Source organism: Anaerotignum faecicola (assembly GCF_003865035.1).
In the GTDB taxonomy this organism is placed as follows: Bacteria; Bacillota; Clostridia; order Lachnospirales; family Anaerotignaceae; genus Anaerotignum_A; species Anaerotignum_A faecicola.
Genome location: NZ_BHVZ01000012.1, coordinates 1 through 12,997, shown reverse-complemented (window position 1 = coordinate 12,997; position 12,997 = coordinate 1). Strand labels below are relative to the sequence as shown.

12 protein-coding genes and 1 riboswitch are annotated in these 12,997 nt (G+C 48.3%); of the genes, 4 read left to right on the top strand and 8 right to left on the bottom strand.

Annotated elements, in window-relative coordinates; genetic code table 11:
• Positions 1–278 precede the first annotated feature (278 nt).
• From EJE48_RS09665 to purE, 8 genes are all read right to left on the bottom strand, one after another.
• A complete protein-coding gene (locus EJE48_RS09665) occupies positions 279–1,316 on the bottom strand; it encodes a threonine aldolase family protein (protein ID WP_118578772.1) in 1,038 nt (345 codons plus the stop codon).
• Between the two features lie 72 nt (positions 1,317–1,388).
• A complete protein-coding gene (locus tag EJE48_RS09660; protein ID WP_124984534.1) occupies positions 1,389–5,081 on the bottom strand; it encodes a phosphoribosylformylglycinamidine synthase in 3,693 nt (1,230 codons plus the stop codon).
• Position 5,082: 1 nt separating this feature from the next.
• A complete protein-coding gene (gene purD / locus EJE48_RS09655) occupies positions 5,083–6,345 on the bottom strand; it encodes a phosphoribosylamine--glycine ligase (protein ID WP_118578776.1) in 1,263 nt (420 codons plus the stop codon).
• A 32-nt stretch (positions 6,346–6,377) separates the two neighbouring features.
• The gene (locus EJE48_RS09650; RefSeq protein WP_016408494.1) at positions 6,378–7,562 is read right to left on the bottom strand and encodes a phosphoribosylaminoimidazolecarboxamide formyltransferase; all 1,185 of its coding nucleotides are present in this window, start codon (positions 7,560–7,562) and stop codon (positions 6,378–6,380) included.
• A gap of 40 nt (positions 7,563–7,602) precedes the next feature.
• Positions 7,603–8,322, bottom strand: coding sequence for an IMP cyclohydrolase (locus tag EJE48_RS09645; RefSeq protein ID WP_118578778.1), 720 nt, complete (start codon positions 8,320–8,322; stop codon positions 7,603–7,605).
• 6 nt (positions 8,323–8,328) lie between these two features.
• Positions 8,329–8,985 (bottom strand): phosphoribosylglycinamide formyltransferase, encoded by a 657-nt coding sequence (gene purN, locus EJE48_RS09640; protein ID WP_118578780.1) that lies wholly within the window; start codon positions 8,983–8,985, stop codon positions 8,329–8,331.
• Positions 8,930–9,967 carry a phosphoribosylformylglycinamidine cyclo-ligase gene (gene purM / locus EJE48_RS09635; RefSeq protein ID WP_118578782.1) on the bottom strand — a complete coding sequence of 346 codons (1,038 nt, stop codon included), beginning with the start codon at positions 9,965–9,967 and terminating at the stop codon, positions 8,930–8,932. The genes purN and purM overlap by 56 nt, the downstream gene beginning before the upstream one ends.
• A gap of 47 nt (positions 9,968–10,014) precedes the next feature.
• Positions 10,015–10,509 carry a 5-(carboxyamino)imidazole ribonucleotide mutase gene (purE, locus tag EJE48_RS09630; RefSeq protein ID WP_118578784.1) on the bottom strand — a complete coding sequence of 165 codons (495 nt, stop codon included), beginning with the start codon at positions 10,507–10,509 and terminating at the stop codon, positions 10,015–10,017.
• Positions 10,510–10,608: 99 nt separating this feature from the next.
• A riboswitch (ZMP/ZTP riboswitch) is annotated at positions 10,609–10,716 on the bottom strand.
• A 187-nt stretch (positions 10,717–10,903) separates the two neighbouring features.
• Here purE and EJE48_RS12630 point away from each other — a divergent pair.
• The 4 genes from EJE48_RS12630 (at position 10,904) to EJE48_RS13025 (ending at position 12,830) form a co-directional block, all read left to right on the top strand.
• Complete coding sequence (locus EJE48_RS12630) at positions 10,904–11,761, top strand: dihydroorotase (RefSeq protein WP_243108018.1); 858 nt, start codon at positions 10,904–10,906, stop codon at positions 11,759–11,761.
• 29 nt (positions 11,762–11,790) lie between these two features.
• Positions 11,791–12,171: an amidohydrolase family protein gene (locus EJE48_RS12625; RefSeq protein ID WP_243108017.1), complete on the top strand. Its 381-nt coding sequence runs from the start codon at positions 11,791–11,793 to the stop codon at positions 12,169–12,171.
• 90 nt (positions 12,172–12,261) lie between these two features.
• The gene (locus EJE48_RS13030; protein ID WP_330548501.1) at positions 12,262–12,585 is read left to right on the top strand and encodes a carbamoyl phosphate synthase preATP-grasp domain-containing protein; all 324 of its coding nucleotides are present in this window, start codon (positions 12,262–12,264) and stop codon (positions 12,583–12,585) included.
• 77 nt (positions 12,586–12,662) lie between these two features.
• Positions 12,663–12,830: an ATP-binding protein gene (locus tag EJE48_RS13025; protein WP_334295396.1), complete on the top strand. Its 168-nt coding sequence runs from the start codon at positions 12,663–12,665 to the stop codon at positions 12,828–12,830.
• The last annotated feature ends 167 nt before the right edge of the window (positions 12,831–12,997 follow it).

Sequence of the window (12,997 nt, the reverse complement as noted above, 5' to 3'; positions counted from 1 at the left end):
CCTTGACCTGATACGGTAAAAGCATGCGCTTTTACCAAAAATCATTATAAAAATAAGAATCCCGACTGTATTTTTATCGTACAATCGGGATTTTTGTTTTTATATAAATATCCAAAAGGTATAGGTTTCCAAAGGGATTATCCCTTTGGTGGGAGTTTGAGGTACGCACCGCCGAACAGATGCGGCGGTTACCCGAAGGGCAAGGGTGCAACCCTGCTTGAATGAAAGCCCTCATGAAAGCCCCTTGCAGGGGCTTGGGGACAGCGTCCCCAAAAGAATCAAAGCTTTTTAATATCTTCAAGCAACTCGGCTACATTTTCCTCCTTTGTTGCCCAGCTAGTGCAGAAGCGCACAGCGGTATGGGCATCTCCCACTTTACACCAGAAGGAGAACGCGTATTTCTCCGCCAGCTTCTCCATCATTTTGTTTGGCAGAATCGGGAACTGCTGATTTGTCTTGGAATCAAAGAGCATTTTTATGCCCTTTTCCTCAAACGCGTTCCGAATCTGCATCGCCATTTTGTCTGCGTGCTTTGCCACTTGGAAATATAAGCCATCCTCAAAGAGTGTTTCAAACTGAATCCCCAAAAGTCTGCCCTTTGCAAGCATTGCACCGCGATTTTTAATGATATAACGGAAATCCTTTTTCAATGCAGGATTTACGATCACAACTGCTTCGCCCATCATTGCACCGACCTTTGTGCCGCCAATATAGAACACATCCGCAAGCCTTGCAATATCCTGCAAGGTATGGTCGCAATCCTCTGCTGCCAGCGCATAACCCAGTCTTGCCCCATCAATAAACAGCGGCAATTCACATTTGCGACAAATTGCACTGATTTCCTCCAGCTCTGCTTTGGTGTAGGCGGTGCCATCCTCGGTGGACTGAGAAATATACACCATGCCCGGCTGTACCATGTGCTCGTGGGTTGCATCATTCCAATGCGCCTCATACGCCTTTCGGATTTCCGCCGCAGTCAGTCTGCCGTCCGCCGTGGTGGGCAAAACAATAACCTTATGCCCTGTCGCTTCAATCGCACCTGTTTCATGCACATTCAGATGTCCCGTATCCGCGCAGAAAACACCCTGATAGGGGCGCAGAATACTCCCGATTACAGTCAGATTTGTCTGCGTGCCGCCAACCAGAAAATGCACATCAATATCCTCTCTGCCGCACGCCTGCTTAATCAGCGCCGCCGCACGTTCGCAGTAGGAATCCTCGCCATAGCCTGCCGTCTGTTCCATATTGGTCTCCACCAGACGTTCCAGAATACGAGGATGCATCCCCTCCGCATAATCACATTCAAAACGAATCATTTTTCTCTCTCTTTCTGACAAAAGTGCCGACAAAGTCGGCACTTTCATCTTTTCTTCTATTTTCAAAAGCGATTATTTGAAATATTCTACCATGGATTTAAACAGCTTCATATCGTAATTGCCTGCCACGTTCTGATACAGACCATCACCGATACGTTCTGCATGCCCCATCTTGCCCAGAACACGACCATCAGGAGAAATCAGACCCTCGATGGCATAGGTAGAGCCATTGGGGTTAAACTGGATATCGTTGGTAGGCAGACCGTTTTCGTCTACATACTGTGTCAAAATCTGACCCTTTGCCGCCAAATCCTGCACCAGCTGATCTGCAGCCAGAATACGACCTTCGCCGTGGGAGATAGGTACGCTGAAGATATCCCCAGCTTTTACATTTGTCAGCCAAGGAGATTTTTCTGTTGCTACTCTCACACGAACAATTTTAGACTGGTGTCTGCTGATTGTGTTATAGGACAATGTCGGGCAGGTTTCATCAGTATCAATGATTTCGCCGTAAGGCACCAAGCCAAGCTTAATCAATGCCTGGAAACCGTTGCAGATACCAATCATCAAGCCATCCTTCTCCTTCAGGTGTGCTGTGACAGCCTCCTTGATTTCGGGGTTACGGAAGAAGGCTGTAATAAATTTACCGGAGCCATCGGGTTCATCGCCGCCGGAGAAGCCGCCGGGAATAAAGATGGTCTGTGCCTGCTTCACTTCCTTGGCAAAGCGGTCAATGGAATCTGCAATGCCTGCTGCGGAAAGGTTGTTGATGACAAAGATATTTGCCTCTGCACCTGCACGCTCCACTGCCTTTGCGGAATCAAATTCGCAGTTTGTGCCGGGGAATACGGGAATCAGTACACGAGGCTTTGCAACTGCTGTTTTTGCGTGATAGGAAATACCCTCTGCCTTTGTTGTGAATGTTGGAATCTCCTTCTTTTCCTCTGCCGCTGTGTGCATAGGATAGATTTCCTCCAGTTTATTTTCATAAGCTGCAAAGATTTCCTCCAGAGCAATGCTTTCGCCGCCGCAGACGATTGCCTTGCCGCCTGTTGTACCAAGCAGTGTGCCAACCTCTGCATCGCCTGTCAGCTCCAGAACAAATGCACCGTAGTGATAGCCGAAGATATCCTCCTTGCTTACATCGCCTGCATAGGTAAAGCCGATATCATTACCCATTGTCATTTTCAAAATTGCTTCCGCTACGCCGCCATAGGTCGGGGTATAAGCTGCGGCAACCTTGCCCTCTCTCATCAGACCTGTTACCACATCAAAGAGCTTTTTCAGGCTCTCTGTTGTAGGCAGACCCTCTTTATCATATTCGGGCTTCAGCAGAACAACCTGATGCCCTTCGCCCTTGAATTCGGGAGAAATGATATTCTTGATGCTGTCTGTTGTTACTGCGAAGGAAACCAATGTAGGAGGTACATCAATATGCTCAAAGGTACCGCTCATAGAGTCCTTGCCGCCGATTGCCGCAATTTCCAGACCCTTCTGTGCCATGAATGCACCCAACAGCGCCGCCAGAGGCTTGCCCCAACGCTTGCCGTCCTTCATGGGCTTTTCAAAATATTCCTGGAAGGAAAGATAAACATCCTCAAATTTTGCACCTGTTGCCACCAGCTTTGCAACAGATTCCACAACTGCCAGATATGCACTGTGATAAGGGCTGTTTTCCGCAATGAAGGGGTTATAGCCCCATGCCATCAGAGAGCAGGTGGTGGTATCCTTCTTTTCAACGGATACCTTATTTACCATAGCCTGAATGGGTGTTTTCTGATTTTTACCGCCGAAGGGCATCAGAACTGTGCCTGCGCCGATGGTGGAGTCGAAGCGTTCGGAAAGCCCTCTCTTGGAGCATACATTCAAATCCTGCGCCAATGCCAGATAGCCCTTTTTGAAGTCCGCAGGGATTTCCTTTGCAAAAGGCTTGGGTGCATCGGGTGTAATATCGATATGCTTTTCTGCACCGTTGGAATCCAGGAATGCGCGAGAGATATTTACAATCTGCTTGCCATTCCAGTGCATCACCAGATAAGGCTTTTCTGTTACCTTCGCAACAACGGTTGCTTCGAGGTTTTCTGCATAAGCCAGCTCTTTGAAGCGCGCAACATCCTCTGCCGCAACAACAACAGCCATTCTTTCCTGAGATTCGGAAATCGCAAGCTCTGTACCATCCAAACCATCGTATTTCTTGGGAACTGCATTCAAATCAATTTCCAGACCATCCGCCAATTCGCCGATAGCAACGGAAACGCCACCAGCACCAAAGTCGTTACAACGCTTAATCAGCTTAGATGCTTCGGGGTTGCGGAACAGTCTCTGTAATTTTCTTTCTTCGGGGGCGTTGCCCTTCTGTACCTCTGCGCCACAGCTTTCCAGAGATTCCAGTGTATGGGATTTAGAGGAGCCGGTTGCGCCGCCGCAGCCGTCACGCCCTGTTCTGCCGCCCAGCAGAATAACGATATCGCTGTCAATCGGGCGTTCTCTGCGTACATTTTCCGCAGGTGCTGCCGCGATTACTGCGCCGATTTCCATTCTCTTTGCCACATAGCCTTCGTGATAGAGTTCATCTACCTGTCCTGTTGCCAGACCAATCTGGTTGCCGTAGGAGCTATAGCCTGCTGCCGCTGTGGTAACAATCTTTCTCTGGGGCAGCTTGCCGCGCAGTGTTTCGGAAACGGGTGTCAAGGGGTTGCCTGCACCTGTCACACGCATTGCGGCATATACATAGGAACGACCGCTCAGAGGGTCACGAATGGCACCGCCTACACAGGTAGCCGCGCCGCCAAAGGGTTCGATTTCTGTGGGATGGTTATGGGTTTCATTTTTAAACAGCAGCAGCCATTTTTCTGTTTTGCCTTCTACGTCTACATCAATTTTCACAGTGCAGGCATTGATTTCCTCGGATTCATCCAGCTTATCCAGCTTGCCTTCCTTTTTCAGGAATTTTGCTACAATCGTACCCATATCCATCAGATTGATGGGCTTTGTTCTGCCGATGGCTTCTCTGGTTGCCAGATATTCGTTATATGCCGCCTGCAGGGTCGCATCCTCAAATTTGATGCTGTCGATGGTTGTCTGGAAAGTAGTATGACGGCAGTGGTCAGACCAATAGGTATCAATCATCTTGATTTCCGTAATGGTAGGGTCTCTCTGCTCACTCAGAAAATACTTCTGGCAAACCTTGATATCATCCAAATCCATCGCCAGACCCATATCCTTGATATAAGCCGCTAATGCCGCTTCATCCATTTCACAGAAGCCCTCCACGGTAGCAACCTCTGTAGGGATTTCATATTTCACATCCAGTGTATCAAACGCGTCCAGAGATGCTTCTCTGGATTCTACGGGGTTGATGAGGTATTTCTTAATCTCCTCAACATCCTCCCTGCTCAGATTGCCATACAGTACATAAACCTTTGCGGTCTTAATCAAAGGTCTTTCCTGCTTGGAAATAATCTGAATACATTCCGCTGCGGAATTTGCTCTCTGGTCAAACTGACCCGGCAAATATTCTACCGCAAACACAGCCGCACCATCTGTAGGGATTTCTTCTCTCAAATCATCCAGCTGCGGTTCGGAGAATACCGTTTTTGTGCAGTAATCAAATAAATCCTTATCCAGCTGCTCTGCATCATAGCGGTTCAGCAGGCGCAGCCCTGTCAGCCCCTTGATGCCCAACAGATTGACAATATCATTTCTCAGGGCATCTGCTTCGGCAGTCAGACCCTGCTTTTTTTCAACATAGATTCTATAAACCATTTCATACCTCCACCGCAAGGGCTTTTTTCCCAATATCGTTTCTATAGAAAGCGTTATCGAATTTCACTGTTTTTACAGCTTCATAGGATTTTGCGATTGCTTCAGGCAAGGTGTCCGCAATTTCCGTAACACCAAGCACACGACCGCCGTTTGTCAGCAGCTTGCCGCCCTCTTTCTTTGCGCCTGCAACAAAAATCAGCTGATCCTTTTCGGGCAATGTGATGGGGAAGCCTTTTTCATAGCTCTGGGGATAGCCTGCGGATGCCATGATGACACAACAAGCCGCCTTATCGCTGAATTTTACCTCAACATCAGCCAGCTTTTCAGCCGCTACCGCCTGCATAATGGTCAGCAAATCGCTTTCCAGCAGAGGCAGAACTACCTGTGTTTCGGGATCGCCGAAGCGGCAGTTATATTCAATTACCTTGGGGCCGGCAGGTGTAATCATCAGACCGAAGAACAGGCAGCCCTTAAAGGTGCGCCCTTCCTTGTTCATCGCTTCCATAGTCGGTACGAAAATCTTTTCCATACATTCCTTTGCTACAGCCTCAGTATAGAAGGGGTTGGGTGCAATCGTCCCCATGCCGCCGGTATTCAGACCCTTATCACCATCCAAGGCTCTCTTATGATCCATTGCGGAAACCATAGGAACCATTGTTTTGCCATCTGTGAAGGCAAGAACGGAAACCTCGGGACCTGTCATAAATTCTTCGATTACGACATGGTCGCCGCTTGCGCCGAACACCTTATCCGCCATCATGGAGCGCACCGCATCCTGTGCCTGCTCCTTTGTTTCTGCAATGATAACGCCTTTACCCAGTGCCAGACCATCCGCCTTCACAACGGTCGGCAGAGGTGCGGTTTCGAGATAAGCCAACGCCTTTTCCATATCATCAAACACTTCATACGCCGCTGTGGGGATGCCGTATTTTTTCATCAGATTTTTGGAGAACACCTTGCTGCCCTCCAGAATTGCCGCCTTTTTATCAGGCCCGAAGCAAGGAATACCGATTGCGTTCAGCGCATCCACCATACCCAGAACCAAAGGATCATCCGGTGCAACAACAGCAAAATCAATGCCCTTTTCCTTTGCGAAGGCAACCACGCCTTCCACATCCTTCGCCGCAATATCTACGCAGGTCGCGTCCTTAGCAATGCCGCCGTTGCCGGGCAGTGCATACAGCTCCGTTACCTGTGGATTTTCTTTGATTTTCTTAATGATGGCATGCTCTCTGCCGCCACCGCCAACTACCACAATTTTCATTTTTCGCAAGCTCCTTTCCAATCTTTTCTTAATCAGTGATGGAACAATCTCATGCCTGTGAATGCCATTGCCATGCCGAATCTGTTGCAGGTTTCAATTACATTATCATCACGAATGGAGCCGCCGGGCTCTGCAATATAGCTAACGCCGCTCTTTGCCGCACGTTCAATATTGTCACCGAAGGGGAAGAATGCATCGGAGCCAAGTGCCACACCCTTGATTGTAGAAAGATATGCCTTCTTTTCTTCCTTTGTCAAAGGCTCGGGCTTTTCAGAGAACAATGTCTGCCATGTACCCTCAGCCAGAACATCCTCATAATCATCGGAGATATAAATATCGATGGTGTTATCTCTATCGGGGCGGCCTACGGTGGGCAGGAAAGGCAGATTGAGAACCTTTTCATGCTGTCTCAGATGCCAGATGTCAGCTTTGTTGCCTGCCAGTCTGGTGCAGTGGATTCTGGACTGCTGCCCTGCACCAACGCCGATTGCCTGTCCGTCCTTTGCGAAGCAAACGGAGTTGGACTGTGTATATTTCAGTGTAATCAATGCGATAATAAGGTCGCGCTTTGCTTCCTCAGGCAGGTTCTTGTTTTCTGTTACTACATTTTCCAGAAGAGCCTTATTGATGGCGAAGTTATTTCTGCCCTGCTCAAAGGTAATGCCGAAAACCTGTTTCTTTTCCTGCACCGCAGGCACATAGGCAGGGTCGATTTTTACGATATTATAGTTGCCCTTTTTCTTTGTTTTCAGAATTTCCAGTGCTTCCTCTGTATAGCCGGGCGCAATGATACCATCGGAAACCTCTCTTTTAATCAGCTTTGCGGTTGTTGCATCACAAACATCACTCAGCGCAATCCAGTCCCCGAAGGAGGACATTCTGTCTGTCCCTCTTGCTCTTGCGTAAGCCAATGCCAGAGGGGAATCATCCAGACCCTCGATATCATCCACGAAGCAGGCTTTTTTCAGCGCATCACTCATGGGTGTGCCGACTGCCGCAGAGGTAGGGCTTACATGCTTGAAGGAGGTTGCCGCAGGCATACCCAGTGCTTCCTTGATTTCCTTTACCAGCTGCCAGCTGTTGAATGCGTCCAGAAAGTTGATGTAGCCGGGTCTGCCGCAGAGGATTTCGATGGGCAGATCGCTGCCGTCCTCCATAAAGATTTTTGCAGGCTTCTGGTTTGGATTACAGCCATATTTCAATTCAAATTCTTTCATTTGCCAAAAACTCCTTTCTTCCCTGTTCTGCCAACAATGCTTACACATTTTTGTTAATCATTCTATTTTCAACCGCACCTGTTTTCAGGTCTGTGAAGCGTACATAGATGGAAATTTTGTTCTGCTCATTCAGATTTTCCCAGATTTCCTTTGTCCATGCATCAATATCGTTGGGGATGCTTGCACGTTCGGGCTCGCCCGTAAAGGTAGGCAGAGGGCTGCCGTCGCCCATATAGGTATGCAGGAAATGCCCTACTCCAGCGATTGCCTTGTAGGAATAGGTGAATCTGTTGCAGGCTGTGCCGGCTTCATCCGCACTTTTCAGGATACTCATTTTATATGTAAAATCATTTTCTGCGAAGGTCAGCATACCGCTGATTCTGGGTGTCCAGTTCGGTGCATCGGGTTCAAATTCTCTGGTTTCCAGTGCATCCTCAAAGGATTTGCCCGCAACAACAAAATCACGGATGGTATCTGTCTGGTCGCCGTTTGTCACAATCAGCTTGCCATCCAGCTTACGGATGGGTGCGTAGATAATCAGAGAAGGGTCCTCCACCTTGGATGCATCGAAGGGATAAATCATAACATCCTCACCCTCCTCCTTGAAGATACGGTTGCGGCTGTTATCGCTGCGCCCCATGATGAAATAAGCCACTGCCGCCTTTGTGCCATCCTCTGTTTTGCCGATGACAATGCCGCGACCCACATAGCTGTTATCCTTTACCAAATTCTTCATGGTATCCTTTTTATATACATTCATGCTTTTTTACTGTCCTTTCTGCAGTCTTGCTGCCACCATTTCCACTGCCTTGGGCAGAAGAATCCATTCCGCCTGCTCCATGACTCTTCTTTGCAGTACCTCAGGGGTATCCCCTTCTTCGATTTCCACTGCCTTCTGCAAAATGATTTCGCCGCCATCGGGGATTTCATTTACATAATGCACCGTTGCACCCGTCACCTTTACGCCATACGCCAGTGCCGCCTCGTGCACATGCAGCCCATAGAAGCCCTTACCGCAGAAGGAAGGAATCAGAGAGGGATGCACATTTACGATACGCTTAGGGTATGCAGCTGTGAAGTTTTCACTGAGGATGGACATAAAGCCTGCCAGAACAATCATATCAATGCTGTTTTCCGCAAGAATCGCCTTCACGGCTTCCTCATACGCAAGCTGTGTTTCAAATTCCTTGCGCTTTACCACAACAGAAGGGATATTGTTTTCTGCCGCTCTTGTCAGTGCATAAGCCTTATCATTGCTTGCCAGCACCAATGCGATTTCGCCGCTGGGGATTTCCCCTCTTTTTGCCGCATCAATCAGTGCCTGCAAATTTGTGCCGCCGCCGGAAACGAATACGGCAATCCTTGTCTTAGACAATGACAACACCTTCCTCGGAGGCGATGATTTCGCCCATAATATACGCATCCTCACCGTTTGCCTTCAGAATTTTCAGTGCCTTTTCCGCATCCTCTTTTGCAATAACCACACTCATGCCAACGCCCATGTTGAAGGTGTTATACATATCTCTTTCAGGAATGTTGCCCTTTTCCATAATCAGTTCAAAAATGGGGGGTGTTTTCAGGCTTGCCTTATTGATTTTCGCGCCAAAGCCCTTGGGGATAGATCTGGGAATATTTTCATAGAAGCCGCCGCCTGTGATATGGGAAACCGCCTTTACCTTCACCTCTTCAAACAGCGCCAGCATAGGCTTTACATAAATCTTTGTGGGTGCAAGCAGTGCTTCGCCGATGGATTTACCACCCAGTCTTTCCAGAGGTGTTTTGATATCCGCATTTTCTACATCCAGCACACGACGCACCAGAGAGAAGCCGTTAGAATGTACACCACTGGAGGGCAGAGCCAAAATCACATCGCCCTCTTTGATGGTTTTGTTGTTCAGGATTTTATCCTTATCGACAACACCTACGGAGAAGCCTGCCAGATCGTATTCATCCTCGGGATAGAAACCGGGCATTTCTGCTGTTTCGCCGCCAATCAGTGCCGCACCGGACTGCACACAGCCTTCTGCCACGCCGCTAACGATGGAGGCAATCTTTTCGGGGAAGTTCTTGCCGACTGCGATATAGTCCAAGAAGAACAGGGGCTTTGCACCAACACAAATGATATCGTTTACGCACATAGCCACGCAGTCAATCCCTACGGTATCATGCTTATCCATCAGAAATGCCAATTTCAGCTTTGTGCCAACGCCGTCTGTACCGCTGACCAGTACGGGTTTTGTGATGCCTGTCATATCCAATTCAAACAGACCGCCGAAGCCGCCGATATCACCCATTACCCCTGCGGACATGGTCTTTGCGATATGCTCCTTCATCAGCTCCACTGCTTTATACCCTGCTGTAATATCTACACCTGCTGCTTTATAGCTTTCACTATGGCTTTTCATTCTTTTTCTCCTCTCGCTTTGTCCTTATATTTTTTATATGAAATAACTTATTTTGCGTATTTTTCTTCCAGTGCCTTATTCTTTGCCAGAACCTTTTCGGCTGCTTCTTTTCTTGCATTGTCCAGCTTTTCTGTCAGAGCCGCATCCTCCACAGCCAGAATCTGGATTGCCAGAAGCGCTGCATTTTCCGCACCGTCAATGGCTACGGTTGCAACAGGAAGTCCCCCCGGCATCTGTACGGTGGAAAGCAGAGCATCCAATCCATCCAATGTGGAGGATTTGATAGGAATACCAATTACGGGAAGGGTTGTATTTGCCGCCATGGCACCTGCCAGATGTGCCGCCTTTCCCGCTGCCGCAATGATGGCACCAAAGCCATTTGCCCTTGCGCCCTTTGCAAATTCGCTTGCCTCTACAGGCGTTCTGTGTGCAGAATAAACGTGCGCCTCAAAAGGAACACCGAATTTCTCCAGAGTTGCCATCGCTTTTTCCACTACAGGCAGATCGCTGTCACTGCCCATAACGATACCAATTTTCTTCATGGGTTACCTCCTCAAAAAATCTAAAACATCCTGTCTTTTTTCCCTACGGAACAAACAGAAAAAGGCAGTCCGATTCCGCATTACTTCCGTATTACAGAAACAGACTGCCCAGACGGTCGACAAAAAGCAGTTCTGCACTGCTTGATTTTCTTAAGTCCTTTGCTCCCCTGTGGTTGCCCACCTGTTCCGTCAGTTGCAAAAAACCGCATAAATTTACAAATTTAGTCTAACACAACGAAATTGCAGTGTCAACAAATTCCCAAAACACTTTCTCTTGTAACGGAAAATTCCGAAAAAACTATATCTTGACACTACTATTCCTTTATGATATAGTATTGAAGATTTAGATAAAAATAAGTTTAGAACCAAGTTAGCGACGAAAGGAGAGAAGACAGTGGACTATATTCTAGCGAATGCAACTGTATTTGTTCATGGCAAATTCATGAAATCCAACGTATTTATCGCCAACGGTATGATTCACGAAATTTCCAACCGCACACCTCAGGCAGATTGTTCCGTTTATGATTTAAACGGCTGCTTTGTTTTTCCCGGTTTTATTGATGTTCATGTGCATCTGAGAGAGCCGGGCTTTTTTTATAAGGAGACCATCAAAAGCGGCAGCCTTGCGGCGGCACATGGCGGCTATACGGCAGTCTGCGCCATGCCGAACCTGAACCCCGTCCCTGATTGTCGGGAAAATCTGGAGGTGCAGCTAAAGGCAATCCGCGAAACCGCCTGCATTCAGGTTGTTCCCTACGGCACGATTACGGTAGGCGAAAAAGGTGAGGAATTGGCGGCGTATGACGAAATCGTCAATGATGTCTGCGCCTTTTCTGATGATGGGCGTGGTGTGCAAAATGATGAAATCATGCGTGAAGCAATGAAAAAAATCAGCACTTACAACAAAATTGTTGCCGCGCACTGCGAGGATAATTCCCTGCTTGCGGGCGGCTATATTCATAAGGGCGAATATGCAAAGGCACATGGGCATCGGGGTATCTGCTCCGAAAGCGAATGGAAGCAGATTGAGAGAGATTTGCAGCTGGTAAAGGAAACCGGCGTGAAATACCATGTCTGCCACATCTCCACAAAGGAAAGCGTGGCACTCATCCGCAAGGCAAGGGCAGAGGGGTTGGATGTGACCTGCGAAACCGCGCCGCATTATCTGACCATGAATGATTCCATGCTGCAGGAGGACGGACGCTTTAAAATGAACCCCCCATCCGCAGCGAGGAGGACAGAGAAGCACTGATTGCCGGTATTCTCGACGGCACGATTGGTATGATTGCGACAGACCACGCTCCCCACTCCGCAGAGGAAAAGAGCAGAGGTCTGGAAAAGAGCCTGATGGGTGTAGTCGGTCTGGAAACTGCCTTCCCCATTCTGTATACCAAGCTGGTGAAAACAGGCGTACTTTCTCTGGAAAAGCTCATCGAGTTGATGCACACCAATCCCAGAAACCGCTTCTGTGTCGGCACACCTCTGGAAGAAGGACAGCCTGCAAGCCTGACGGTTTACGATTTGGATAAGGAATACACCATCAACCCAGATGACTTCCTGAGCATGGGCAGAGCAACGCCCTTCGCAGGAGAAAAGGTTTTTGGTGCCTGCAGGCTGACAATGTATCACGGCAGCATTGCATGGAAGGATGAAACACTGTAAAATAGAAACAGATAGAAATAGCTATATAAATGAAATAGCTATATAATAGGTATAAACAGGTAAAAAGAACATGAGGAGGAACAAAACATTATGCCAAAGAGAACAGACTTAAAGAAAATTCTGATTATCGGCTCCGGCCCCATTGTAATCGGTCAAGCAGCAGAGTTTGACTATGCCGGCACGCAGGCGTGTCTGGCTTTGAAGGAAGAGGGCTTTGAGGTTGTATTAGTTAATTCTAACCCCGCAACCATCATGACAGATACCACCATTGCGGATAAGGTTTATATGGAACCTCTGACTCTGGAATATGTTGCAAAAATCCTGCGTTACGAAAGACCTGATGCCATTGTTCCCGGTATCGGCGGACAGACAGGTCTGAATCTGGCAATGCAGCTGGAAAAAAGGGCATCCTGAAGGAGTGTCAGGTTGAGCTTCTGGGGACTCCTATCGATAGCATCGAACGTGCGGAGGACCGTGAGCTGTTTAAGGAAATGTGCCAATCCATCGGTGAGCCCGTTATCCCCCTCCTCAGATTACTTTATTATTCCGTAGAAGAAGCCATCGCAGCGGCAAATGAAATCGGTTATTATCCCGTTGTGCTGCGTCCTGCCTTCACACTGGGCGCACAACAGCGGCCGGCTTCCCATAACGAAGCTTGAACTGGGTGGAAATCATGAAGCATGCGCTGAAGCTTTCCCCTGTGCATCAGGTTTCTGGTAGAAAAGAGCGTAAAGGGCTATAAGGAACTCGAATTCGAGGTTATGCGTGAACGGTACCGACCATGCCATCACCATCTGCGGTATGGAAAACATCGACCCCGTTGGTG